Source organism: Mycobacterium sp. 852002-51152_SCH6134967, from assembly GCF_001667105.1.
GTDB lineage: Bacteria > Actinomycetota > Actinomycetes > Mycobacteriales > Mycobacteriaceae > Mycobacterium > Mycobacterium neumannii_A.
On the sequence record NZ_LZIK01000032.1, the window covers coordinates 57,332 to 82,180 of the forward strand.

A 24,849-nucleotide genomic window follows, 5' to 3' on the forward strand; every position below is an offset into this window, starting at 1 on the left:
CGACCGATCAGCGCGCGTCATCAATCGGAAACAATTCCCACGGTTAGCGACCGCTCAATCTGTCAATACCACTGCATCGAAGATGCATCGTCTCCGGCGAGACGTGCACACGTCGGGTCGGAAACGATGAGGTGAGTCATAGACGGACTAGGGGAGCCCGCCCGCGTAGCGCTGCGCTCCGAACCCCATAGGACCTCTACGGTCTGCACTGCAGAACGTAGGACCTGACATGCCCGCGGCAACGGCAGTTCACTTCTTTCTCGCGCTGGCGGTCATCCTCGCGGCGTGCCGCCTCGCCGGCCTGCTGGCCCAACGCGTGGGCCAGCCACCGGTCGTCGGCGAGATGATCGCCGGGGTCGTCCTGGGTCCCTCCCTGCTGGGCAGAATCGCGCCCGGTGTGCAGGAAGACCTGTTTCCAACAGGCACGTCCAACGTCGTGCTCTACACCGCCGCGCAGATCGGCCTCGTGCTCTACATGTTCGTCGTGGGGCTGAACTTCGACGTCGAGCACGTCAAACAGCGCGCCCGCACCGCCGTCGCAGTCTCCACGGCAGGGACCTTGGCTCCGCTGGTGTTGGGCGCGGTCATCGCGGTGCCGCTGCTGTCCTCGGGTGGATTCTTCGGCGAAGACGTCAGTCCCGCCATGGCGATGATGTTCATGGGCGCGGCCATCGCGATCACCGCGTTCCCCATGCTCGCCCGAATCATCTTCGAAAAGCAGCTCACCGGAACATCTCTCGGCACTTTGGCGCTCGCGTGTGGAGCCACCGCCGACGCGATCTCCTGGTGCATCCTGGCGGTCGTCGTCGCCGTGCACCGCGGCACCCCGACGACGGCCATCACGGCGATCGTGGGCGGACTGCTCTACACCGTGGTGGTGCTGACCCTCGGGCGACGAGCGGCGCGGGTGCTCGGCGCGAAATCCGAAGAGCAGCGGACGATTCCCGGATGGGTGCTGAGCACCGTCCTGATCGCCTTGATGAGCGGCGCCTGGCTCACCGACACCATCGGAATCCACGCGATCTTCGGCGCTTTCATCATCGGTGTCGCTATGCCGACGGGTCTGTTCGCCCGACGCCTCACCGAGACCATCGAGCCACTCACCACGAGGCTTCTGCTGCCGCTGTTCTTCGTCTACTCCGGGCTCAACACCGAGATCGGGTTGGTGAACACGCCAGGACTCTGGGCGCTGACGCTCGGCGTGCTCATCGTGGCGATCGCGGGGAAGGGCGTCGCGTGCGCCGCGGCGGCCAGGCTGAGCAAGGTGCCGCTGCGCGAATCGGTCGCGCTCGGTTCGTTGATGAACGCACGCGGGTTGATCGAGCTCATCCTTCTCAACATCGGTCTGGAGGCCGGCATCATCACCCCGACGCTGTTCACCATCCTGGTGCTGGTCGCCATCGTCACCACGTTGATGGCCGCCCCGATCTTCGAATTCGTCTACGGCCGACACCGGCCTCCGGTGGACACCACGCCGCCGGAAGCAGACCTCGCCGATGCGACGTCTGCCGTTCCGGCGACCGAGGGAAGGTAACGCACGTGCGATCGCAGCTGTCCCACCTCGACCCGGAGGCTCGCGCCGCCCTTGCCCGCAAGATCCGGAACCAACTGTCCTCCAACGGTTCTGTGCCGACCGATTACGATGTGGCCATCATCGGAGGGGGAGCAGCGGCCCTGACGTTGGCGTTGGAGCTTCGCTCCGCGCGGCGCACGACCCGGGTCCTGATCATCGAGCCGACCGCGCGTCCGGTCGCCGAGATCACCCACACGGTGGGCGAATCGACGGTCGAGGTGTCCGCACACTACCTCCGGGAACGCCTCGGCCTGGCCGACCACTTGAGCACCGAGCAGATCCGCAAGATGGGCTTGCGAATGTTCTTCTCACACGACGGCAACGCCGACATCGCAAGCCGCGTCGAAGTCGGCAGCTCTGCCTTCGTGCCGCAGGTGACCTATCAGATCGACCGGGGCAGGCTCGAGAACGAACTCGCCACCCGATGCCAAGCCGCCGGGATACGCATCGCCCGCGGCCGCGTCAGAACCGTGGACTTCGGCGTCGACGTGCACACCGTGGCATACCAGGGCGACGACGAGACCACCCGCACGACGGCACGCTGGGTGGTCGACGCCTCCGGTCGCAACCGGGCGCTGTCGCGCCAGCTGGACCTGAAGCGGGCCACCGAACACCATTGCAACGCCGCATGGTTCCGCGTCAAGGCCGAACTCGACATCGGACAGTGGACCGATGACCGGGACTGGCACGCGCGACTGGTCGAAGGGGACCGCGCGCTGTCCACCAATCATCTGATGGGCGAGGGCTATTGGGTCTGGCTCATCCGGCTGGCCTCCGGCGCCACGAGCGTCGGAATCGTCGCCGATCCCGAGTTCCACGCGTTCGACGAGTTCAACACGCTGGACAAGGCCAAGGCGTGGATCCGGCGACACGAACCGCAGTGCGCCGACGAAGTCGCCCGACACGAAGACCTGATCATGGACTTCCGCGTCATGAAGCACTACAGCCACGCCGCCACGAAGGTCTTCGACGGTGCCGCGCGATGGTGCCTTACCGGCGACGCGGGTGTCTTTCTTGACCCGCTGTACTCCTCGGGGCTGGACCTGGTGGCGATCGGCAACGGCCTCATCACCGACATGATCACACGCGAACTCGACGGTGAAGACGTGGTGGCCCGTGCGGGGATCAGCGACTCCCTGTTCCGGTCGCTGGCCGACATGTGGCTCGCGGTGTACGAGAAGCAGTACCCGCTCATGGGCACACCGACGGTGATGGCGGCGAAGGTCGTCTGGGACATCGCGTTCTACTGGGGCTTCATCGGATTGCTCTACCGCAACGGCCGCTTCGTCAGCGTCGCCGACGATCCCGCGGTCGTCCCGCACCTGGAAGGCCTGATCGCACTGAGCAACCGGGTGCAGCGGTTCTTCCGCGAGTGGGCCGCCGTGGAGGGCCGCGAATCGCCGGTACGGTTCGTCGATCTGTACGTGCCGCTGAACTTCATGGAGACGCTGCACGTGGCGATGATGGAACCGGCGACCGACTTCGCCGACGTTTTCGAGGCCAACGGCCGGTTGTTGCGTCAGCTGGCGGGTCAGCTGGCCGAGACCGTGCTCGCCGACAAGTCCGCGCTGTTCGACGACGACGCCGCCGTCGCCCAGGTGCAGGCGTGGCAGCGCGACCCCTTGTTGAGGGAGCTTCGCTCCGTGTATCGCCGTGAACAACAGGACAATCCGGTCAGCTCGGGCTGGATCCACACCGCTATCCGTGAGTTGCAGGTATGAAGACGCACGATGTTTTGGACCGGCCGGCGCCCTTGGCGATCGTCGGGATCGGATGCCGCCTACCGGGCGGCGTCACCACCGCCGAGGACTACTGGCGACTGTTGACCGAGGGCGTCGACGCCACCCGCGAGGTCCCCGAATCACGCTGGAACGCGGGCCGATTCCACGACGCCAACCCCAAGAAGGTCGGCAAGATGGTCACCCGCCGTGGCGGATTCCTCGACGACATCGACCAGTTCGATCCGCAGTTCTTCGGCATCTCGCCGCGAGAGGCACATTCGATCGACCCGCAGCAGCGCCTGATGCTGCAGACCACCTGGGAGGCACTGGAGGACGGGGGCATCCGGCCCGACCACCTCGCCGGAACCGATGTCGGGGTGTTCATCGGCGGCTTCACGCTGGACTACCAGTTGCTGCAGAACCAGGGCCGCGGCAGCCGCTACCAGTTCAAGACGCATTCCGCCGCCGGGATGATGATGACGATGCTGGCGAACCGGATCTCGTTCGCCTTCGACTTCCGCGGACCGAGCATGACGATCGACACGGCGTGTTCGAGCTCGCTCGTCGCCGTGCACCTTGCGGCGCAGAGCATCTGGAACGGTGAGAGCGACCTCGCGCTGGCCGGCGGCGTCAACATCATGATCGGACCCAACACCGCGATCGCGGAGTCCAAGAGCGGGTTCCTCAGCCCTGACGGGCGCTGCAAGGCCTTCGACGAGTCGGCCGACGGCTATGCGCGCGGCGAGGGCGGGGCCGTCGTCGTCATCAAACCGCTCGAGCAGGCGTTGCGCGACGGCGACGAGATCTACGCCCAGATCCTCGGGACCGCGGTGTCTCAGGACGGCCGCACCGACGGCATCACCGTGCCCCGCGCGCAGGCTCAGGCCGCGGCGATCACCTCGGCGCTGCGTCGGGCCGGTGTCCGGGCGACCGATGTCGGCTACGTCGAAGCGCACGGCACCGGGACACCCGTCGGCGACCCGGTCGAGATGCGCGCGCTGGCCGCGACGCTCACGTCGGACCGGACCGATCCGCTGCTGATCGGATCGGTCAAGACCAACATCGGTCACCTCGAAGCGGGCGCGGGGGTCGCCGGACTGATCAAGACGGCGTTGGTGCTCAAGCACGGCTATATCCCCGCGCACCTACATCTCCAAAACCCCACCAGTCAAGTCTCTCTCACCGAGCTCAAGCTCGACGTGCCGCGCGCGGGCCGCCCCTTCCCCGCCGGGCGACGGATCGCCGGGGTCAACTCGTTCGGTTTCGGCGGCACCAACGCCCACGCCGTGCTCGCCGAACCACCGACTCCGACCGACACGCCCGCATCGAGCATCGCCGAGCACCTCCCTGTCACGCTGCTGCCGATCTCGGCGCGCAGCGAGGAGGCCCTGGTGGCCACGGCGCGCCAGTTGGCCGACCACCTGGATGCCGAGCCGAACATCGACATCTCTGACCTGAGATTCACCCTGTCCCAACGGCGCTCGCACCTCAGCCACCGCCACACCCTGGTCAGCGACGACGTCTCCGATGCACGTGAGCAACTGCGCGCCCTCGCCGACGGCGGCCAGGTCGCCTCGGCGCGCACCTCGTCGACTGCGCCCAAGCTGGTGTTCGTCTGCACCGGGATGGGCCCGCAATGGTGGAGGATGTGCCGCGGACTGCTCGACGTCCTGCCCGCGTTCACCGAGAGCATCGCGCGAAGCGATCGCGAGCTGGCGCGTCACACCGACTGGTCCCTGATCGAGGAACTCCGCCGCGACGAAGCGGATTCGCGCATGGGTGAGACCGAGTTCGCCCAGCCGGCCAATTTCGCGATCCAGATCGCCCTGGCCGCACAACTCGGACAGTTCGGCATCCGTCCCGATGCCGTGATCGGGCACAGCGCAGGCGAAGTCGCCGCCCACCATCTCGCCGGTCTCCTCACCTTCGAGCAGGCGATCGAGGTCATCTATCACCGCAGCCGATTCCAACAGCGGACGAGCGGACAGGGCCGCATGCTGGCCGTCGGCCTGGACACTGACTCGCTGATGGCCGCGCTCGACGACGGCATGCGCGACGAAGTCGGTCGGCGGATTTCGGTGGCTGCGGTCAACAGCCCGTCCGCGGTGACCATCGCCGGGGACGGTGAGGTCCTCGACGACATCGCCCGCCGGCTGGACGAGACCGGGGTCTTCACTCGGTACCTGACCGGCAAGGTGCCCTATCACACCCATTACATGGATGCGATCAAGAACGATCTGCAGGACGCCCTTCACGGTCTGTCGTCACAGCCGGCGACGCTCCCGCTCTACTCGACGGTCACCGGCGACCTGTTGAAGGAATACCGCTCCGGTGCCGCCTACTGGTGGCAGAACACCCGCGCCACAGTTCTTTTCGAGCCGGCCGTCCGCCGCATGCTCGACGACGGCTACACGCACTTCGTCGAACTGGGGCCGCATCCGGTGCTGGCCTCGTCGATCTTCGAGATCGCCGGCGCGCAGAAGACCCTTGTTCAGGCCACCCAGCGACGCAACGACGACGACGTGCGGACGTTCATGACCGGTCTCGGCGCGCTTCACGACCACGGCCACGACATCGACTGGGAGGCGATGTATCCGCGCGGTGACGCGCGCTTGCTCAAGCTGCCCCGCTACCCGTGGCAGACCCGGCGCTACTGGAACGAGACCCAGGAGGCCACCGAATCGCTGCACTATCACCCGGTGCACCCGTTGCTGGGCCAGCCGGTCAGTGCCGTGCATCCCACGTGGGAAATCGAATTGAGCACCGCGCTCGTCCCGTTCCTCGACGACCATCGGGTCCAGGGCAGCGTCGTCGTACCCGGTGCGGTCTACATCGAGCTGTCGCTGGCCGCGGCGAAGGAGACCTACGGCGTGGACCTCGCTGTCGAGGATTTGGTGCTGCACCGCGCGGTCATCCTCGACGACACCTGCGACCCCCTCCTGCGGACCACCCTCAACCAGGACACCGGCGCCCTGGAGTTCGCCGCTCACACAGCCACGCCCGACGGTGAACTCAAGTGGACGATCACCGCCACGGCCGAACTCACGAGGCTGCCGAAATCGGCCTGCGCCCCGCCTCCGATGGCCGAGACGGTGCCGGCCAACGCTCTCAGCGGCGACGAGTTCTACGCCCTCACCGAAGCAATCGGATTCGACTACGGGGCGGCGTTCCGGGCCGTCACCGCCCTCACCGCAGGCGACGGCTGGGTGGTCGCCGAGATGGAGATCCCGGCGCCGATCGCCGCCGAGCTCGACGACTACCGGTTCCACCCGGCGCTGATCGACGGTGCCTTCCAAACGCTGTTCGGCGCACCGCTTCCCGGCGGGAGTGCCGCCGAAGGCCCGTACCTGCCCACCCGGATCCGGCGCAGCACCGTGTACGGCACACCCAAAGGGGATATGACCGTACGACTGGCCGTCAGGTCGGCGACCGCCGAGGAGATCGAAAGCGACATCACGATCTGCGACCATCGCGGTGAGCGGCTCGCCCTCTTCGAGGGCTTCGCGGTGCGATCGCTGAGCGCCTCGACCCGCATGTCACCGGAACGAATCGACAAGGGGCTCTACGAACTCCAGTGGGTTCCCGCGGCTGACCCGAGCGGTGAGGACGGCACGGAGCCCGCTCCTACCTCATGGCTGGTCTTCGTGGACGAAACCGGGTTCGGCTCGGCGCTCGCCGATGGACTGCGGCACGGCGGTCATGGCGTACGCACCGTCGTACACCGCCCCGTCGACAGCGTCACCGCGGTCGACGGCGGATACGCGATCGACGAACGGCGCCCTGAGCACGTGGCCCAGCTGTTCGACCAACACCTCGCCAAAGACAGCGAACTCACCGGCGTCATCGACTGCTGGTCAATGGATCTCGACGCCGATTCGCAGGCGTCCGACGGAAACAGCGCCAACCACCTCGGCGTCCTCACGCTGCTGCGCATCGCCAAGGCGCTGGCCGCACACGACAGTGTGAGGCCACGCATATACGTCATAACCGCGAACGCTCAACCGGCGTTGGGCACCGAACCGCTGGCCGTCGACCAGTCCACCGTCTGGGGGCTCGGCAGGGTCGTCGGTCATCAGGAGTTCGTCGAACGCTGGGGCGGTCTCATCGACATCGACGACACCGACGACGTGGGCGACACCGCCGCGCGGGTCTGTCGGCACATCCTCGATCCCACGTCCGAGGATCAGGTGGCCTTCCGCGGCGAGGTGACGCTGGTCCCGCGGTTGCGACACAGCGCGAGCCTCACAAAACCGTTTCCCACCAAGTTTTCTCCCACCGCCACCTACGTCGTCACCGGCGGCACCGGCGCACTCGGCCGCACCGTCGCCACCTATCTGGCCGAGCACGGTGCGCGACACATCACGTTGCTGAGCAGAAGCGGGCTGCCACCGCGCGACCGGTGGCCGAACATCACTCCCGACGACCCGCAGTTCACCGCCGTCGACACCGTCCGGGCCGTCGAACGCCTCGGGGCACAGGTCAGTGCGGCGAGCGTCGACATCACCGACGCCGATGCGGTGGCGGCCTGGCTGGCCGGCCACGGCCGCACCGGAGACCGGCCGATCCGCGGAGTCATCCACGCCGCAGGCGCAGTCCACGACCAACTACTCGTCAACGTCAGCGAAGACGATTTCCTCAAAGTGCTGGGTCCCAAGGTCACCGGGACCCGGGCGCTGCACACCGCCTTCGCCGACGAAGAACTCGACTTCTTCGTGATGTTCGGCTCCGCCGGGTCGGTGATCGCCTCACCCGGGCAGGGAAACTACGCCGCCGCGAACGCGTTCCTCGACGCGTTCGCACATCAGAGGCAGGCGCAGGGACTGCCGGCCCTGACCGTGGCCTGGGGGCCCTGGTCGGTGGGGATGGTCGAGGATCTCAACCTCGAAAACGTCTACGCCATGCGGGGAATCGAGCTGATCACCCCGGCGACAGGGGCGTTGATCCTCGACCGCCTGATCAACCAGACCGCTCCGAACGTCATCGCAATCAGCGCCGACTGGAACCGCGCCCGCCAGCTTCTCGGCGGCCACCTCCCCAAGATGTTCGCCGACCTCGACGCCGCCACCGCCTCGCCGACGGAGGCAGGGGCGGACGGGTCGTTGCTCGACGCGCTGTCAAAGACCCCGGAAGCCGAGCGCCTCAACGTGATCACCGACCAGGTCGAGCGCCTCGTAGCCGCGGTGTTCGACTGTGCGGTCACCGATTTCGCGAACGACGACATGCTCGACGACATCGGGCTGGACTCGATGATGGCGATGGACTTCAGGGTCAGGATCAACACCACGTTCTCGATCGACCTTCCGGTGCTCGAGATCCTCAAGGGTGTCAGCGTCGACTCGCTGGCCGCCCGGGTGCTCGACGAATTGCAGACGATCCACGGTGAGGCGCCCGCTGCGGAAGCCGTGCCCCCGACCGAGCCGGCCATGGACGAGGACGTCGATCAGCTGATCGACGAGATGTCAGAGGCCGATCTGCGTGAACTCCTTGCCGAACTCGAAGGCGACGCTGCGCCGTGACCGAGGCGGCTTCGACGGCGGTGCACGTGCGCGGACTCTCCAAGGCCTACGGACCGACCCAGGCCGTAACGGACCTCGACCTCGACGTCGCCTCCGGCGAGGTCTTCGCCATCCTCGGCCCCAACGGTGCAGGCAAATCCACCACCGTAGAGATCCTGGAGGGCAACAGAACTCGTGACGCCGGGCATGTGCGGGTGCTGGGCGAGGACCCCGGGACAGCGGGACGGAGCTGGCGGGCCAGAATCGGCATCGTGCTGCAGGAGGTCAGCGACGCCGGGATACTGTCGGTACGCGAGACCGTGCAGATGTTCGCGAGCTGTTACGGCACCGCTCGAGAACCCGGCGACGTGCTCGAGCTCGTCGGGCTGGACACCGTCGCGAACTCCCGGGTGCGGGCGCTGTCCGGCGGCCAACGCCGCCGCCTCGACGTCGCGCTCGGCATCATCGGCAAGCCCGAACTGCTGTTCCTGGACGAACCCACAACGGGTTTCGACCCCGAAGCGCGGCGGCAGTTCTGGCAACTGATCAAGTTGCTGGCCGCCGACGGCACCACCATCGTGCTGACCACCCACTACCTCGAAGAGGCCGCCGCTCTGGCCGACCGCGTCGCGGTGATCGCGAGCGGCAGGGTGGTGGCCGTCGACTCGCCGGCCCGGCTGACCGAGCACGTCAGCTCTTCGGCCACGGTGCGATGGATGGAAGGCGGCCAAATCCGGTTCGAGACAACGGATTTCCCCACCGAGTTCGTCCGCCGACACAGCAGAGACGGTGCGGAACTGGCGCAGCTGACGATCAGTCGTCCGACACTCGAGGACGCGTACCTCCACCTGATCGGCCAGCCATGACCGATATCGAACACGTCACCGCCCCATCGCCGCCGCGCCACCGCGCCACCGCACGACCGGCACTTCCGTCGCCGCTGCGGATCGGACTGTCGCGGGTCGTTCCCGAACTGAAGATGTTCTACCGACGGCCCGAACAGGTGGTGCTGACGTTCTCCATGCCCGCGGTGATCTGCCTGCTGCTGGGCTCGATCTTCTCCGCGGAGCTGCCCAGCAGCCAGACCAGCACCGGCGCGGTGATCGCGGCGAGCATGCTCGCCTACGGCATCCTGTCGACGTCGTTCGTCAACCTCGGCACCAGCATCGCCGCCGACCGCGACACCGGCGCGTTGCGGCGGCTTAGGGGCACGCCGACAACAGCGTCGTCGTACTTCGTCGGCAAGATCGTGCTCGTCGCGGTGGTCAGCCTCGCCGAGGCCGTCCTGCTGCTGGGGGTGGGGGTGCTGGTCTTCGGACTGCGCCTGCCGACCGACGCCCACGGGTGGTTCACCCTCGCATGGGTGTCGGTCCTGGGCATCGTCAGCTGTTCGCTGCTGGGCATCTTCATCAGCAACCTGGCGAGCAACGCCGTGTCCGCGGCAGTCATCACCAACGGCCCATCGGTTGCACTGCAGTTCGTTTCGGGCACCTACGTGCCGCTGATGATCCTGCCGACGTGGATGCTGGTGATCGGCTCCCTCTTCCCGGTCAAGTGGATGGCCCAAGGTTTCCGGTCGGTGCTGCTGCCCGCCGAGATGGTCGCGTTCGAACCGGCAGGCAGCTGGGAGCACTGGCGCATCTTCCTGGTGTTGGCGGCGTGGAGCATCGCCGGGCTGATCGGCTGCCTGGCGCTGTTCCGGTGGTCGGACCGGAGCTGACGCCGTCGGCCTAGGGTCCGTCGGCCAACCACTTGCGCACGAGTTCACCGTCGTGTGCCTCGACCGATCGCAGCTCGGTCAACGTCGGGTGCCCGGCGTCCAGCAGAGCGCTGTCGGTGTCTTCCTCCGGATCGTCTGGTACCTCCACCTCGCTCAGGCGCACACCGCCGTCGCGGACCTCTTCGACCCGCGTCTGCACCGCCCCGCCCCGCGCCAGCCGCGCGTGGCGGAGCGGACCGACCTCGTTGGGGGGCCGGTCGGGGACGTTGAGGGACAGGACGGTGCCGTCGGGTGCGTCGAGCAGCAGTTCCAGCACCGGCGCCAGCAGACCTGCGGCGGTCTCCCAGTACCGCTCGCCCGTCGGATGCAGCGCGACGTCCAGCGATACCGCCAGGGCGCGGGTGTCGCTGATTTTCGCGGTGAGCGCCGCGCCGATCGTCCCGGAGTGCAGGATGGCCCGGCCGACGTTGGCGCCGTGGTTGATTCCGGACAGGACGAGGTCCGGTCGAGGATCGAACCAACCGTTGAGTGCGGCGGCGACGATGTGTCCGGGCTGGGCCTGCACCGCCCACGCCTCGACACCGTCGAGGGCGGGTATCTCTCGCGGCTCTACCACGGTTCGGCCGTCGCGGCGGACCGCGCTCAGCGCGGCGCTCGCCCCGCTGGCCTGCTCGGCGGGGGCGGCGACGATCACCTCCAGCCCGGCCTCGAGCGCCGCATTCGCCAGCGCATGCAGGCCGGGCGAGTCGATCCCATCATCGTTGGTCACCAGTGCGCGCGGCACGCGTCAACCTCCTCCAGTGCGATGCCCGCTACTTCAACGGGCGCAACTCAACCCGTTCGGCGAGCGTCTCCACGGCGCGCGCACCGCCGGTGCCCAGCCCGTGCCGCACGACGTTGAGCGCACCGCACGCCGCCCCGATCTGCAGAGCCGCGCGCAGCGGGCGGCCGCTGGTCAGCGCGGCGACGATGCCCGCGGTCATCGAGTCCCCGGCACCCGCCGAATCGGCCGGTTCCAGAGTGGGCATCGTGACCTCCACGACGTCGTCATCGTCGTCCTCACCGAGCAGGGCCAGAGCCGGAGCGTCACCGGAGCGGGACACCACGACGATGTTCGCACCCTCGTCACGCATCTTGTGCATGGCGGCGACCAGATCCTTCGCGTCCTCCGATTTCGCCCGGCCGTCGTCGAGCAGCTCTTCGTGGCTGACCTTGATGAGGTCCGGTCCGCCGGCGAGCACCGCTTCGAGCCGCTCGCCGGACAGGTCCGCCGCCACCTTGCAGCCGTTGGCGCCGAGATCGGTGGACAGGCGGCGGTACAGGTCGGCGGGCAGTACATCGTCTTCCTGCGGGCCCGACAGCAGGACCCGGCCGTGGGTCAAACCCTCGGTGAGGGTGAGCTCGTAGAGGGAGTCCAGTTCGTGGCGGTCGAGCGGGCTGCCTTCAGCCTCCGCGATCACCTCGCGGCCGCCGGATCGGCGGTCGTGCACGTACGCTCCGTTGCGCGCGCTGACCGGCACGGTCTGCACGGTGATGTTCGGTGCGGGCAGGAGATGGCCGAGGACGTCGCCCGTTTCGCCGCCGAGCGCCGAGCACAACACGACCGGCACGCCGAGCGAGGACATCATGCGTGACTGCCAGACACCCTGGCCTCCGGCGTGGACGTGGATGTCGGCCTCACCGGAGCGGTTCTCGACCGTCACGGTGAGCACGGGCAGCGGAGCGAAGATGACGACGGCGGAGCCGCCGTCGGATTTGTCGCCGCGAGATTCCCTGTCTGTCATGGGTTGCGGAGTACCCATCCGCGCCGCGGACTACCCGACGGCCTCGCCAAGGGCTGGTGCCGACCAATGCCGAGCGGGCCGCGACTAGAGTCCGTGGGCATGTCACTGGCAGCGCAGTTGTGGACGGAGAACGCCGATGTGGTGGCCGAGGTGCTCGCCAACCCGTTCGTTCGGGGTATCGGAGACGGCTCGCTGGACCGCGACCTGTTCGCCGGCTACATCGCGCAGGACGCGTTCTTCCTCGAATCGTTCGCTCGTGCATACGGTCTGGCGCTTTCCAGGAGTGCGGATACCGCCACCCTGTTGACCTTCGCCGATCTGCTCGCAGGCGTGCGCGAAGAGCTCGGGTTGCACGCGTCCTATGCCGCGTCATGGGGGATCGACATGGCGGGCGTCGAACCCGCTGCGGCGACGCTGGCCTACACCGAGTTCCTGCTGGCCACCGCCGCCACCGCCGACGTCGGCGTGGTGTGCGCGGCGATGACGCCGTGCATGCGGCTGTACGCGCACGTCGGGGTCACGCTCGACGCCGACACTGCGGGCCCGTATGCGCAGTGGGTGCAGACGTACGCCGATCCGGGTTTCGACGAGGTGGCCTCACTGTTGGAGCGGCTGCTCGATCGGCAGGCTGTCGATGTATCCGCCGCACGGGTGGCCTATCGGCGCGCGATGCGGCTGGAGTTGGCGTTCTTCGACGCGGCCTTCAAACGCGGGGATCAGACGTAGCGCGGGCGACCGGCCAGCGCACCGAGCGCGATCTGCACCACGTAGACACCGAGGAACATCATCCACGGCACCGTCCATCCGTGCGTGAGGTCGTGCAGCAACCCGAACATGAACGGGCCCACACCCGCGATCAGATAGCCGAATCCCTGTGCCATACCGGACAATTGCGCGGTGTCCTCGGGGTTTCGGGCCCGCAGCGCGATCACCGCGAGCGCCAGCGCGAACACGCCCATCCCGACTCCGATCAGCACGCTCCACAGCAACGGCTGCGCGCCGGGGGCGAGCATCAGCCCGACCGTGCCGACCAGGCCCACGGCGCCCAGACCCACGATCCATCCGCTCTGTCCCGGGCTGCGCGCGGCCAGCGGCGCGATCACCAACGCGATGGGCACACCGACCAGCGACGTGACCCCGACGAGCAGACCGGCCTGGGTCTTGTCGACGCCGTTGTCGATGAAAACCTCTGGTAGCCAACCCATCACGATGTACGCCATCAGCGACTGGCAGCCGAAGAACAGCGTCACCGTCCACGCCAACCGGTTTCGCAGCAGTGAGCGTCTGCCCCCAGCGGGGGTGGTGCTCGCCGCCCACGTGCCTGCGTGTCGTCGCGACGTGGGCAGCCACGCCACGAGCGCGACGAAGGAGACCGCCGCCCACGCCGCCAGCGCAGCGCGCCACCCTCCCAGCGGATCCTCGAGCCCGGGTGTCACCGCCGACCCCAACGCACCACCGCCTTGCAGTGCGGCGGTGTAGATCCCCGTCATCAGCCCGACCCGCGCGGGGAACGACCCCTTGATCACCACGGGGATCAACACGTTGGCCAACGCGATCCCCGCACAGGCGATCAGCGTCGCGGCGATCACGGTGTGGGGGCCGCCGACGGTGCGGGCGAGCAGACCGACGGTGAGCGCAACCAACGCGGCGGAGATGGTGCGTCCGAGCCCGATGCGCGCGGCGAGCCGGGGTGCGGTGAGCCCCGCGACCGCGAAACACAATGCGGGGACCGTGGTGAGGAGACCGGCCCACGTCGCCGAGACGCCGAGTTCGGCGCGCATCTGCCCGAGCAGGGGGGCCACACTGGTCACGGCCGGGCGCAGGTTGAGCGCGGTCAAAACCACGGAAAGCGCGAGCAACGCACCGCCAGCGACCACCGAAATGGGGGCGCGGTCAGCCTCGGGGGAGTCCTCGACGCCCACGTTGAGCTGCGTCGGCGAGACGTCTACTTCGTCATCCCGCCGCCCGACACGCATCCTGCTAATCTGCCATACATCCCATGATTGGTTGAAAGGATGTCCCTGTGCCGTTGGTCACCGCGCGCCGGTCGGGCCTCGTCGACCAGGTCATCGAGCAGTTGCGGGACTCGGTCGCGCGCGGCGAATGGCCGGTCGGGGAGCGCATACCCAATGAGACGGTCCTGGTCACGTCGCTGGGCGTCGGCCGCAACACCGTGCGCGAGGCCGTCAGGGCGCTGGCCCACGCCGGCATCCTCGAGGTGCGGCAGGGTGACGGCACCTATGTCCGGGCCACCAGTGAGGTGTCGGGTGCGCTGCGCCGGCTCTGCGGCGCCGAGTGGCGCGACGTGCTTGCGGTCCGGCGCGCGCTGGAAGTCGAGGGTGCCAGGGCAGCGGCGCGCCGCCGAACCGAGGACGATCTGGGCGAGCTGCGCGCATTGTTGGCGCGTCGAGACGCCTGTCTGGCCGACGGGGACACCGACGAATTCGCCCGCGCCGACGCCGAATTTCACCTCGCGGTGGTCCGCAGTTCACACAACGCGACGCTGACGGAGCTGTATCGGGGATTGATGGAAGCCATCGCGGCCAGCGTCGCCAGCGGCCAGGACGCCGCTGTGGAGGTCGTCGATCATGGTGTGCTGCTTGACTACATCGCCGCCGGTGACGCCGACCGGGCCGCGAGGACCGCGGCGGAGATCATCGACGGGGTGCTCGCCGGCCTTCCTGCGACTGACTGCTGACGTCGAGCCTCACTCCTTGTCGGCGGATCGTGGCCTGCTGCCCAAGGCGACTACCAGAGCGGCCGCCGCCAACGACAGCGTTCCGACCACCCACAGCGCGACCTTGCTGTTGCCGGTCAGGTCGGTGAGCCAGCCGGTGATGTAGGGGCCACCGAACCCGCTCAGGTTTCCCAGCGAGTTGATCAGTGCGATACCGCCGGCGGCGGCCGCTCCGGTGAGGAAAGACGATGGCAGAGACCAGAACACGGGTAACGCGCACATGACGGCACACGTGCACAACGTGACGGCCAGCATCGCAAGGTAGACGTCGGTCATGTACAGGGCTGCCGGGATGGTGACACCGCCCACGATCGCCGGGATCGCGACGTGCCAGACTCGCTCGCCGGTCCGATCCGAGTGCCAGGCCCAGGGCACCATCACGATCGCGGCCACGGCATACGGAATCGACGTGACAAGTCCGCGCTGGATGACCCCCAGATGTACGCCGTACTCCTCCTGGAAGCCGGCGACGATGGTGGGCAGGAAGAACCCGACCGCGTACAGCCCGTAGGTGATCCCGAAGTAGATGAACGCCAGGGACAGAATGCGCGGATGGGTCAGCGCCTTCTTCAGCGGCCAGTGACCACTGCGCTCGGCAGCGGCCCGCTCCTGGTTCAATGTCGTTTGCAGCCAGTCCTTTTCGTCGTGATGCAACCAGCCCGCGGTACCGGGCCGATCAGTGAGATAGAACCAGCAGATCACGCCCAGTATCACGGCCGGAAGCCCCTCGACCAGGAACATGAAACGCCAGCCGGCCAACCCGAAGAAGCCGTGCCCCCAGTCGATGATCAACGACGAGATCGTCGATCCGACCGCGGTCGAGACGGGTACGGCGACCATGAACAGCGAAACCGCCCTCGACCGCTGCTTCTCGGGGAACCAGAACGTGAGGTACAAGATGATGCCGGGGAAAAAGCCGGCCTCGGCCACGCCGAGAAGGAAGCGTAGGACGATCAACGTCTGCGCATTCGGTACGAAAGCGATTGCCGCGCTGATGATTCCCCAACTCACCATGATCCGCGCCAGCCAACGCCGGCCCCCGAACTTGTTCAGGGCGATGTTGCTGGGCACTTCGAGCAGCAGGTAGCCGAGGAAGAAGATCCCCGAGGCGAAGCCGAATGTCTTGGCGTTCATCGCGAGGTCGTCGTTCATGCCGTTGGGTCCGGCGAACGCGATGTTGACCCGGTCGAGATAGTTGACGACGTAGAGCAGGAAGAGGAACGGGATGAGGCGCCAGGTGACCTTTGTCAGCGTCCTGTCTTCGACGGCGCGATCCGGCAGGTAGGTGCTCACAGGTGTCCCTCCGGGTCCCGCGCCGCGGTCGAGTTGTGCGTCCTCACGGAGGCTAAACGAGGCATGTCGAATGACGGCGGAAACTGCGAGACCGGCCGCAATCACTCGGGCTTGGTAGCACGAACGCTCGCCACCCGGCATCGGCTATTGATGCCCGCGAAAACGTTTCAAGTGGCCCTGCACGGGAAACCCGCCGCCGCGAGGAAGCCAGCCGTCGTCGATGACGGCTATCGGCACCGAAACAGTCGCGATAGGGAGAGATCGATGGCGGATGACCGCGCACCCAAGGAAGCCGTTAAGGGCATGGTCGAGGAGGCCAAGGGCAAGGCCAAGGAAGCGGCCGGAACGCTGCTCGGCAACGAAGAACTCAAGCGCGAAGGCCAGGCCGAACAGCACAATCCGTCCTACATTCCCGGCGCGCCCGGTCCGGAGGCCCCGTCGGTCGACGAGCCGACGGCCCCGCGCGACCCGCTGCCGCCGAAGCCCGATCAGACGGCGCCCGAACTGCGGACCGCGACGGGCACTGTCACCGACGGACCACTGACCGCCCGCGGACAGCAGGGCGCGTACCTCACCACCGCACAAGGCGCGAGGCTGTACGACACCGACCACTCCCTGAAGGCCGGTGAGCGCGGGCCGACCCTGTTGCAGGACCATCACCTTCGCGAGAAGATCACGCACTTCGACCACGAACGCATCCCGGAGCGGGTGGTGCACGCCCGCGGCGCCGGCGCGCACGGTGTCTTCCGCGGCAATGGCGCCGCCGAGAAGATCTGCAAGGCACAGTTTTTGAAGTCCGGCGAGGAAACCGAGGTCTTCGTCCGTTTCTCGACGGTGCTCGGCAACCGCGGCTCGGCCGATACGGTGCGTGACACCCGCGGGTTCGCCACCAAGTTCTATACGCAGCAAGGCACCTTCGACCTCGTCGCCAACAACATCCCGGTGTTCTTCATCCAGGACGGCATCAAGTTCCCCGACGTCGTGCACGCCGCCAAGCCGCATCCGGACCGCGAGATCCCGCAGGCGCAAAGCGCACACGACACCTTCTGGGATTTCGTGTCGCTGCACACCGAAGCCCAGGCGCACACCATGTGGAACATGTCCGATCGCGGGATTCCGCGGTCGTACCGGATGATGGAGGGGTTCGGCGTGCACACGTTCCGGCTGATCGGGCCGGACGGATCGACGTCGCTGGTGAAGTTCCACTGGAAGCCGCGCCTCGGGGTGCACTCCCAGGTTTGGGAAGAAGCGCAGATCACCGCCGGGGTCGATCCCGACTTCCATCGACGCGACCTCGCCGACGCGATCGAGAAGGGCGTCTACCCGGAGTGGGACCTCGGGGTGCAGGTGTTCCCGGACACCCCGGAGCAGATGTTCGAGGGCATTGACCTCCTCGACCCGACGAAGATCGTGCCCGAGGAACTGGCGCCGGTAAAGGTCATCGGAACGATGCAGCTCAACCGCAACGTGACGAACTTCTTCGCCGAGACCGAGCAGGTCGCCTTCCATCCCGGCCATCTGGTGCCCGGTATCGACATCACCGACGACCCGCTGCTTCAGGCGCGGCTGTTCTCATACCTCGACACGCAGATCACCCGGCTGGCGGGTCCGAACTTCAGCCACATCCCGATCAACCGCCCGCACGCTCCGGTCAACGACATGTTCCGCGACGGATTCCACCAGCACGGTGTGCATCCTGGCGTGGCTCCGTACAAGCCGAACTCCCTCGACGGCGGCTGCCCGTTCCTCGCCGGGGCGGACAGCGGCGCGTTCATCGAGGTGCCCACCGTCGTTCCTGAATCGACGAAACGGCGCGACGCACCGGCCACCTACGACGACCACTTCAGCCAGGTGACCTTGTTCTATCGCAGCCTGAGTGCGGCCGAACAGGAGCACGTGGTCGAGGCCTACACGTTCGAACTCGGCAAGTGCTACGAGCAGGCGATCAAGGAGCGCCAACTGGTGGCGCTGGCGAACATCGACCCAGACCTGTGCGCGACGGTGGCCGAGGGGCTGGGCCTCGCGGCGCCTGCTCCCACCGTCGTCCCCGCGGACCCTGAGGTGCTCAGTCCCGCGTTGTCGCAAGTCGGACAGGAATGGCCTGTCGAGGGCCGCCAGATCGGCATCCTCACGGGTCCGGAGTCCGACCTCGCCGGCGTCGCGGCCGCTGTCATGGCGATCGCGAACGCCAAGAACGTCCCGTTCGTGGTCACCACGCACGGCGGCACCCTCGAGCACGACGGCGGCGCCATCCCGGTGTCACGCACCTATGCGACCGCCCGCTCGGTGGAGTTCGACGCGATCCTCATCGCGGGATCGCCGGCGAACGCCAAGGCGAAGACGATCGTCGACGAAATGTACCGGCACCATAAGGCGATCGCGATGCTGCCGGAAGGAACTGAGCTTGCTGGCTCCGTAGCGGTTCCGACCGACGGGCCCGGGCTGTTCTCCGGTTCCGACACGGCGACGCTGGTTCAGTCACTGCTCAACGCGCTCGGCCAACACCGGGCGTGGGATCGGGTGGTCCTGCCCTGACGGTTTCGCGTAGCCGGCCGCGACCCTGAAGGAGGTTTGCTGAAAGCGCCCCGGGCGCATCGTCGCGGGCATACCATCGACCTGCCTGACGAATGGGATCCGTCGATGGTGGTAACACCCGATCCGATGGAGGTTCGACATGTTTCCCGTGATGCGTCTCGGGGTCGGAGTCGCCACCCTCGCAGTCGTCTTCGCCGCACCCGCCGGAGCGACCGAGGACGAATTCCTGCGCGAGCTCCAATCCCGGTATTCCTTCCTGACATCCGAAGAGCTGCTCACACAGGGCTACCGGGCCTGCGCGGCCAGCAGCGTCGGTGTCCTGGCACCGGATACGGTCAACATGATCAGCGCGGACCTCGGCATCTCGACCGGCGCGGCGATGGACATCGTCAGCCGCGCGCTACTCCGGCTCTGCTGAAACGCGCGGCCCTGCGTCACCGCACCAGGGTGGCTCCGCCGTCGAGGCGGATCTGTTGTCCGGTCATGAAGCGTGATTCGTCGGCGAGCAGATAGAGGGCGGCGTAGGCGGATTCCCATACGCTGCCGCGGCCCATTTTCAGCTTGACGACCTCGCTGTGCCGTTCGGTCGCCTCGTCGGCGTTCAATCCGAACAACGATTGTGATTCCCGGTTGGCCAGTACGGAGTCGATGGGACCCAACATCAATGTGTTGACCCGGATTCCGGCTTCGGCGAACTGGACGGCGGCCAGTTCGGTGATGTGGTTTAGACCGCTTTTGCCCAGTGCGTAGGGCATGATGCCGATGTTCAGCCCGAGCTCGTTCTTGACGCTGGCGATCGACGAGATGTTGACGATGCTTCCGGTGGTGTCGCCGGGATTCTTCTCCATGCTTTGGGCGGCAAAGAGATTGCAGTGGTAGCAGCCGAGCATGTTGACGTTGATGCCGTAGTTGAAGTTCTCGACGGTCATCGAGTTCGAGTCGAAATCGAACGGGGGATTGGGGGCCGCGCTGTAGACCATCCCGTCTACGCGGCCGCTGGTCGCCATCGCCGTGTCGAAGATGCTCTGGCAGTCACCTTTGTCGGCGACGTCGGCTTCGACGGCGTAGGCGCGACCGCCTTCTGCGGTGATCATCTCGACCGTCTCCTGCACCGCCGCGGGGTTGAGGTCGACAGCCACGATCTCTGCGCCGTGGCGCGCGGCCAGAATCGAGATGGCGCGTCCGTTCCCCATGCCGGGGCCGGCGCTCTGTCCCGCACCCACGACCACGACGACCTTGCCGGACAGGTCGAACGCCGTGCGATCTCTGCGATCGAAGTCAGTTGACATGGTTCTCCTCTTTTGCGCGGCGCTCGCGACAGCTTCCGTAAGCCTCAGGGTTCCTGACCAAGCGTAAAGCTAGCCCCTGACCAACCGTACAGCACACTCCTGTACGGTTGGTCAGCTAGAGTGGGCGGCTGTAAGCAGTCCGACAGAGAGACCCGTGTGAGTGACCATCCGACGGAAACCGGCGGCCCGACCCGGCAACGGCTCATCGACGTAGCGATCGAGCTGTTCAAGCGGCACAGCGTCGCAGGCACGTCGCTACAGATGATCTCTGACGAGCTCGGGCTCACCAAGTCCGCGATCTACCACCACTTCCGAACCCGTGACGAACTGTTGAGCGCCGTGATGGAACCGGTTGTGCACGAGGTGGCCGCACTCGTCGAAGCAGCCGAGGCGCACCGCGGTCCGCGCGCTCGCGCCGACCACATGCTCGTCGGTTACGCCGCGATCGCCGCCTCGAACCGCGAACTCCTGCCCCTGCTCACCGGCGACCCCGGAGTCACCGGGTTGTTGCGCGCACGCGCCGAATGGCGCGAGGTGGTCGAGCGGCAGATGGCGTTGCTCGCCGGCGTCGAACCCGGTCTCGGGGGCCAGGTGAAGGCCGCGGTCCTGATGTCCGGGATCGCCTCCGCGGCCGGCCTGGACTACGGCGACATCCCCGAGGAGGCACTGCGCGAGAAGCTGATCGCTGCCGGTCGCCGCACCCTCGGATTGCGTAGGCCGCAGGGGCGCGACGCGCGGGCCGACAGCTGAGCCGCGCCGAGCCTCAGCGGAAGCGGATGTTCATCGTCGCCAGGCCGAAGATCTTCTTCCCCGCGGATCGCGCCGCCACCACGATCACACCCGATCGGGTTGCGGGATCCAGCGACTTGATCCTGCCGCTGAACTCGATGTCGGCGCCTTCCTCGGCGGAGACGATCGCGGGTGCGGACAGCCGGACCGCGTAGCGGGTCACCGCGCCCGGGTCACCTGACCAGGCCGAGACGAATCCGGCGCCGAGGCCCATGGTGAGCATGCCGTGGGCGATGACGTCGGGAAGCCCGGCCAGCTTGGCGATGTCCTCGTCCCAGTGGATCGGGTTGGCGTCCCCGGCGACGCCGGCGTAGTTGACCAGATCCCCGCGGGACAACCGGGTGTGGCGCACCGGGAGCTCGTCGCCGACCTTCACCTCGTCGAACGACGGTGTCCCCGGTGGGCGGTCCGAACCGTCGGCGATCCGGGCCTCGCCCTCGGGCCGGACAGTCTTGTGGTATTCACCATCCAAGGTGCCGATCCCGGAGAAGTCGACGTCGTGCATCATCGCCTTTTGTACTGCCGTCTTCACTTCCGGGTCGAGGTCCTCGGCGGTGACGCCGACCACGGTGGTGTGCAGCGTGTGGACCCGCTCGCCGGCCATATCGGTAAAGGTGTTGGTGACGGTGATCATGTCCCTGCCGGCGATCCTGCGCACCGATGTCAGCTCGACGTCGACATTCAGTTCGTCACCGGCAACGATCGGGCGGTGCTGCTCGAAGACTTCCTCGGTTTGCAGGTAGGTGTCGTAACCGACTACGACCTGCTCGAACATTTGGCGATTGCAGGACATACCCGGCGCCGACGTGAACGTCAGCGGTGCCACCAGACCCGGATATCCCAGCTCAGCGGCGGCTGCCACGTCCCAGTGCGCGGGGTGGTAGTCCTGCACCGCGCGGGCGTACTCGCGCACCTTCTCGCGGCCGACGAGATAGGGGTCGGCCATCCGGTACCAATGGCCGACCCGCGCTTCGATAGCCGACGTCTCAGGTGCTGCGGTCATAGATCTGCTCATCATTTCTGCCGGTTTGTCGGTAAGGCCGACCCCAGCACACTAACGCGCGCAAACCTCGAGCCCTCGCCGAGCATGGCCGCAGGCTGCACGGTCGGTTACCAGGGCCGGATTGGCGGGGCCGACCGTGAGCCATTAATTTCCCTGGGGTGATGTCCTCAGCTGTTCGCGCCGTCTCGCGAATGACCGCACCCGTCCTCACCCTGGTGGTCGTCGCCTCAGCGGGGCTCCTCGCCGGCCCGGTATCGCCGGGTCCGGCGCCGACGGTGCGGTTGGCCAGCGAGGGCAACCCGTTGGCGGGCAAGCCCTTCTACGTCAACCCGACGTCCAAGGCGATGCGCGCCGCGCAAGCTGCGGACCCGCCCAGCCCCGAACTGTCCGCGGTCGCCAACACCCCGCAGGCCTACTGGCTGGTGCCGGGTTCGTCGGCGTCGACGGTGGCGAAGTATGCGGGCGATGCGCAGGCCGCCGGTGCCCTACCGGTGTTCGCCATCTACGGGATTCCCCACCGCGACTGCGGAAGTTTCGCCGCGGGAGGCCACGGATCCGGTGAGGCGTATCGCCAGTGGATCGACGGCATCGCCGCCGACATCGGCCCGGTGCCCGCGGCGGTCATCGTGGAACCCGACGCGCTCGCCATGGCCGACTGCCTGTCCGGGGATCAGCGGCAGGAACGCTTCGACCTGATCCGCTACGCAGTGGACACCTTGACCCGTAACCCGTCGACCGCGGTGTACGTCGACGCGGGCCACCTGCGCTGGCACAGCGCGGAGGAGATGGCGTCTCGGCTCAACCAGGCCGGTGTCGCCGGGGCGCGGGGGTTCAGCCTCAACGTCGCGAACTTCTTCACCACCGAAGATGAAATCGGTTACGGCGAAGCGATCTCGGGCCTGACGAACGGCAAGCACTACGTGATCGACACCTCCCGCAACGGAAACGGTCCGGCCGAGGGCGAGCTCTACTGGTGCAACCCCAGCGGACGGGCCCTCGGTGTCGCGCCCACCACGGCCACCGCGGGTCCGCACGCCGACGCCTACCTGTGGATCAAGCGGCCCGGCGAATCCGACGGGACATGCGGCAAGGGCGACCCGCCCGCCGGTGACTTCGTCAACCAGTACGTGATCGAGTTGGCGCGCAGCGCGGGCCGCTGACACGTTTGAGCGCTGACACCGAAGGAAATGGATTGATCATGCCCACGCCACGAACGTCGCCGACGTGCGCGTCGATCCTGATGGTCAGCCTGATGGCACTGACCGGTTGCGCCGCGCTCGAGAACAAGGAGACCCACAGTACGGCGACGGCAGAGTCCGGCACCCAGACGCCGTTGGCCGCACCGCGCACCGAGCCGCGTACCCCGGCGCCGAATCCGCCCCCGTCGGTCGATCGGAAGCTGCCGATCGGAGACGTCTCGCTCGGGATCGACGACCGCGGTGACCTGGGGCAGATCATCGTCGACAGCACCGGCCGCACGCTGTACGTCTTCTCGCAGGACGCTCCGAACGAACCGACCTGCTACGGCGAATGCGCCGACACCTGGCTGCCGCTGTTGGCGGATGCCGATCCGGCCGGCGGTGTCGGTATCGACGTGGCGTCGGCCAGGACGGTGCCGCGTCGCGACGGCCGCGAGCAGGTGACGTACCGCGGCCATCCCCTCTACCGGTATGCGGGCGATCAGACCGACAGGGACGCCAACGGGCAGGGACTCGACATGTTCGGCGGGGAATGGCATGTGCTGACCAAGTTCGGTGAACCGCTGGCCTGAGGAATAGCCGCGTCGTTCGCCGGCGTTGGCATGCGCATCGACGGAAGCGAGAGCGGCATGGACTTCGGGATTTCGACCTTCGTCAATGACGACACGATCGACACCGTGTCGTTGGCCCGCGCCATCGAGGAGCGGGGCTTTCACGCACTCGTGGTCGCCGAGCACACCCATATCCCGGCCAGCAGGCAGTCGCCGTATCCGATGGGCGGGGACCTGCCGAAGGTCTACTACCGGACCCTGGATCCGTTCGTGACCCTGGCCGCGGCGGCGGCGGTGACCACGAAGATCCAGCTGGTCACCGGGATTGCGCTGCTGATCCAGCGCGATCCGATCACCACCGCCAAGGAAGCGGCCAGTATCGACGTGATCTCGGACGGCCGGTTCGTGTTCGGTGTGGGCGCGGGGTGGAACATCGAGGAGTTGCGCCACCACGGCACCGACCCCAAGACCCGCGGTGCGCTGCTGGACGAACGTATCGAGGCGATCAAAGCGCTGTGGACCGAAGAACCCGCCGAGTATCACGGGCGCTTCGTCGACTTCGACTCCTCGTTCCTGCGTCCGAAGCCGGTGCAGAAACCGTATCCGCCCATCGTGGTCGGCGGCGACTCCGATGCCACGGTCAAGCGGGTGATCCGTCATAAAGCAGGCTGGATCTCCAATCCACTGCCGGTCGAGAGGCTGGCCAAACGCATTGACCAGATGCGCGAGGGTGCGGGCCATGACGTCCCGTTGACGACGTTCGGAACGCCTGCGAATCCGGACTACTGGCGTGCGCTCGAGGACCTCGGCTACCGGCAGGCGAACCTGCTGCTACCCACCAAGCCGCGCGACGACTCGCTGCGACTGCTCGACGACTACGCCGACAAGGTCGCCAAGTACCGCGGCTAAGTCAGCGCGGCTAATTCAGCGCGAGCCAAGTCAGCGCGAGCGACCGCGTCTGTACGGCGACACGCCGTAAAAAGACGTACAAAGGCGGTCGCTCGTACACGTCAAGCGCGCAAGCAGAGCCCGAATTGAGGAGCCCGCCGATTCTCGACGCGCGTCGAGTTTCTATCGTGACTGCATGGTGCGTCCAGCAAGCTGGATCAGGCTAGCGGGTGGAAGTCCCGTCCCGGTAGGTACCGGAACGCCGGGTAGCA

The 24,849-nt window shown here is 67.2% G+C and carries 19 protein-coding genes; 13 read left to right on the plus strand and 6 right to left on the minus strand.

What is annotated here, in order from left to right; translation table 11 throughout:
• Window positions 1–229: 229 nt before the first annotated feature.
• From A5790_RS10605 to A5790_RS10625, 5 genes are read left to right on the plus strand one after another with little or no spacing between them, the layout of a single operon-like run.
• On the plus strand, window positions 230–1,534 hold the full coding sequence (locus A5790_RS10605; RefSeq protein WP_066843350.1) for a cation:proton antiporter: 1,305 nt from the start codon (window positions 230–232) through the stop codon (window positions 1,532–1,534).
• A gap of 5 nt (window positions 1,535–1,539) precedes the next feature.
• Window positions 1,540–3,294: an NAD(P)/FAD-dependent oxidoreductase gene (locus A5790_RS10610; RefSeq protein ID WP_066843353.1), complete on the plus strand. Its 1,755-nt coding sequence runs from the start codon at window positions 1,540–1,542 to the stop codon at window positions 3,292–3,294.
• The gene (locus tag A5790_RS10615) at window positions 3,291–8,810 is read left to right on the plus strand and encodes a type I polyketide synthase (RefSeq protein ID WP_066843357.1); all 5,520 of its coding nucleotides are present in this window, start codon (window positions 3,291–3,293) and stop codon (window positions 8,808–8,810) included. Before A5790_RS10610 ends, A5790_RS10615 begins: the two co-directional genes overlap by 4 nt.
• Window positions 8,807–9,655, plus strand: a complete 849-nt coding sequence (locus A5790_RS10620; protein ID WP_156656357.1) for an ABC transporter ATP-binding protein — start codon at window positions 8,807–8,809, stop codon at window positions 9,653–9,655. Before A5790_RS10615 ends, A5790_RS10620 begins: the two co-directional genes overlap by 4 nt.
• Window positions 9,652–10,509, plus strand: coding sequence for an ABC transporter permease (locus A5790_RS10625; RefSeq protein ID WP_066843360.1), 858 nt, complete (start codon window positions 9,652–9,654; stop codon window positions 10,507–10,509). The genes A5790_RS10620 and A5790_RS10625 overlap by 4 nt, the downstream gene beginning before the upstream one ends.
• A gap of 10 nt (window positions 10,510–10,519) precedes the next feature.
• Here A5790_RS10625 and surE read toward each other — a convergent pair whose 3' ends face one another.
• Together surE and A5790_RS10635 are read right to left on the minus strand one after the other, a co-directional pair.
• Window positions 10,520–11,293: a 5'/3'-nucleotidase SurE gene (surE, locus tag A5790_RS10630; protein ID WP_066843362.1), complete on the minus strand. Its 774-nt coding sequence runs from the start codon at window positions 11,291–11,293 to the stop codon at window positions 10,520–10,522.
• A gap of 28 nt (window positions 11,294–11,321) precedes the next feature.
• Complete coding sequence (locus tag A5790_RS10635; protein WP_066843365.1) at window positions 11,322–12,293, minus strand: 1-phosphofructokinase family hexose kinase; 972 nt, start codon at window positions 12,291–12,293, stop codon at window positions 11,322–11,324.
• A gap of 99 nt (window positions 12,294–12,392) precedes the next feature.
• Here A5790_RS10635 and A5790_RS10640 point away from each other — a divergent pair, with 99 nt between their 5' ends.
• Window positions 12,393–13,019: a TenA family protein gene (locus A5790_RS10640; protein WP_066843368.1), complete on the plus strand. Its 627-nt coding sequence runs from the start codon at window positions 12,393–12,395 to the stop codon at window positions 13,017–13,019.
• On the opposite strand, the gene A5790_RS10645 is transcribed toward A5790_RS10640, so the two are convergent.
• A complete protein-coding gene (locus A5790_RS10645) occupies window positions 13,010–14,269 on the minus strand; it encodes an MFS transporter (protein ID WP_082961669.1) in 1,260 nt (419 codons plus the stop codon). The two genes, A5790_RS10640 and A5790_RS10645, sit on opposite strands and share 10 nt — an antisense overlap.
• A gap of 47 nt (window positions 14,270–14,316) precedes the next feature.
• Between A5790_RS10645 and A5790_RS10650 the strand changes: the two genes are divergently transcribed.
• Entirely contained in the window at window positions 14,317–14,991 is a 675-nt protein-coding gene (locus A5790_RS10650; RefSeq protein ID WP_066843370.1) for a FadR/GntR family transcriptional regulator, read from the plus strand.
• Window positions 14,992–15,000: 9 nt separating this feature from the next.
• Here A5790_RS10650 and A5790_RS10655 read toward each other — a convergent pair whose 3' ends face one another.
• Complete coding sequence (locus A5790_RS10655; protein ID WP_066843372.1) at window positions 15,001–16,323, minus strand: MFS transporter; 1,323 nt, start codon at window positions 16,321–16,323, stop codon at window positions 15,001–15,003.
• A gap of 264 nt (window positions 16,324–16,587) precedes the next feature.
• Between A5790_RS10655 and A5790_RS10660 the strand changes: the two genes are divergently transcribed.
• Both A5790_RS10660 and A5790_RS10665 read left to right on the plus strand, forming a co-directional pair.
• Complete coding sequence (locus A5790_RS10660; RefSeq protein WP_066843375.1) at window positions 16,588–18,858, plus strand: catalase; 2,271 nt, start codon at window positions 16,588–16,590, stop codon at window positions 18,856–18,858.
• A gap of 139 nt (window positions 18,859–18,997) precedes the next feature.
• Window positions 18,998–19,276: a DUF732 domain-containing protein gene (locus A5790_RS10665; protein ID WP_082961670.1), complete on the plus strand. Its 279-nt coding sequence runs from the start codon at window positions 18,998–19,000 to the stop codon at window positions 19,274–19,276.
• Between the two features lie 16 nt (window positions 19,277–19,292).
• On the opposite strand, the gene A5790_RS10670 is transcribed toward A5790_RS10665, so the two are convergent.
• Window positions 19,293–20,147, minus strand: a complete 855-nt coding sequence (locus tag A5790_RS10670; RefSeq protein WP_066843377.1) for an SDR family NAD(P)-dependent oxidoreductase — start codon at window positions 20,145–20,147, stop codon at window positions 19,293–19,295.
• Between the two features lie 156 nt (window positions 20,148–20,303).
• Between A5790_RS10670 and A5790_RS10675 the strand changes: the two genes are divergently transcribed.
• On the plus strand, window positions 20,304–20,897 hold the full coding sequence (locus A5790_RS10675) for a TetR/AcrR family transcriptional regulator (protein ID WP_066843379.1): 594 nt from the start codon (window positions 20,304–20,306) through the stop codon (window positions 20,895–20,897).
• Window positions 20,898–20,910: 13 nt separating this feature from the next.
• On the opposite strand, the gene A5790_RS10680 is transcribed toward A5790_RS10675, so the two are convergent.
• Complete coding sequence (locus tag A5790_RS10680; protein ID WP_066843381.1) at window positions 20,911–21,939, minus strand: fused (3R)-hydroxyacyl-ACP dehydratase subunits HadA/HadB; 1,029 nt, start codon at window positions 21,937–21,939, stop codon at window positions 20,911–20,913.
• Between the two features lie 161 nt (window positions 21,940–22,100).
• Between A5790_RS10680 and A5790_RS10685 the strand changes: the two genes are divergently transcribed.
• From A5790_RS10685 to A5790_RS10695, 3 genes are read left to right on the plus strand one after another with little or no spacing between them, the layout of a single operon-like run.
• Window positions 22,101–23,099 carry a glycoside hydrolase family 6 protein gene (locus tag A5790_RS10685; protein ID WP_066843383.1) on the plus strand — a complete coding sequence of 333 codons (999 nt, stop codon included), beginning with the start codon at window positions 22,101–22,103 and terminating at the stop codon, window positions 23,097–23,099.
• A gap of 38 nt (window positions 23,100–23,137) precedes the next feature.
• A complete protein-coding gene (locus A5790_RS10690) occupies window positions 23,138–23,710 on the plus strand; it encodes a hypothetical protein (RefSeq protein ID WP_066843385.1) in 573 nt (190 codons plus the stop codon).
• A 57-nt stretch (window positions 23,711–23,767) separates the two neighbouring features.
• The gene (locus tag A5790_RS10695; RefSeq protein WP_066843428.1) at window positions 23,768–24,598 is read left to right on the plus strand and encodes an LLM class F420-dependent oxidoreductase; all 831 of its coding nucleotides are present in this window, start codon (window positions 23,768–23,770) and stop codon (window positions 24,596–24,598) included.
• Window positions 24,599–24,849: the final 251 nt, after the last annotated feature.

Coding starts and splice junctions, on each gene's coding strand:
- A5790_RS10625 (WP_066843360.1), top strand. CDS start 9,652: ATGACCGATATCGAACACGTCACCGCCCCATCGCCGCCGCGCCACCGC.
- A5790_RS10680 (WP_066843381.1), bottom strand. CDS start 21,939: ATGACCGCAGCACCTGAGACGTCGGCTATCGAAGCGCGGGTCGGCCAT.
- A5790_RS10645 (WP_082961669.1), bottom strand. CDS start 14,269: ATGCGTGTCGGGCGGCGGGATGACGAAGTAGACGTCTCGCCGACGCAG.
- A5790_RS10670 (WP_066843377.1), bottom strand. CDS start 20,147: ATGTCAACTGACTTCGATCGCAGAGATCGCACGGCGTTCGACCTGTCC.
- A5790_RS10660 (WP_066843375.1), top strand. CDS start 16,588: ATGGCGGATGACCGCGCACCCAAGGAAGCCGTTAAGGGCATGGTCGAG.
- A5790_RS10615 (WP_066843357.1), top strand. CDS start 3,291: ATGAAGACGCACGATGTTTTGGACCGGCCGGCGCCCTTGGCGATCGTC.
- A5790_RS10665 (WP_082961670.1), top strand. CDS start 18,998: ATGTTTCCCGTGATGCGTCTCGGGGTCGGAGTCGCCACCCTCGCAGTC.
- A5790_RS10605 (WP_066843350.1), top strand. CDS start 230: ATGCCCGCGGCAACGGCAGTTCACTTCTTTCTCGCGCTGGCGGTCATC.
- A5790_RS10690 (WP_066843385.1), top strand. CDS start 23,138: ATGCCCACGCCACGAACGTCGCCGACGTGCGCGTCGATCCTGATGGTC.
- A5790_RS10635 (WP_066843365.1), bottom strand. CDS start 12,293: ATGACAGACAGGGAATCTCGCGGCGACAAATCCGACGGCGGCTCCGCC.
- A5790_RS10685 (WP_066843383.1), top strand. CDS start 22,101: ATGTCCTCAGCTGTTCGCGCCGTCTCGCGAATGACCGCACCCGTCCTC.
- A5790_RS10640 (WP_066843368.1), top strand. CDS start 12,393: ATGTCACTGGCAGCGCAGTTGTGGACGGAGAACGCCGATGTGGTGGCC.
- A5790_RS10695 (WP_066843428.1), top strand. CDS start 23,768: ATGGACTTCGGGATTTCGACCTTCGTCAATGACGACACGATCGACACC.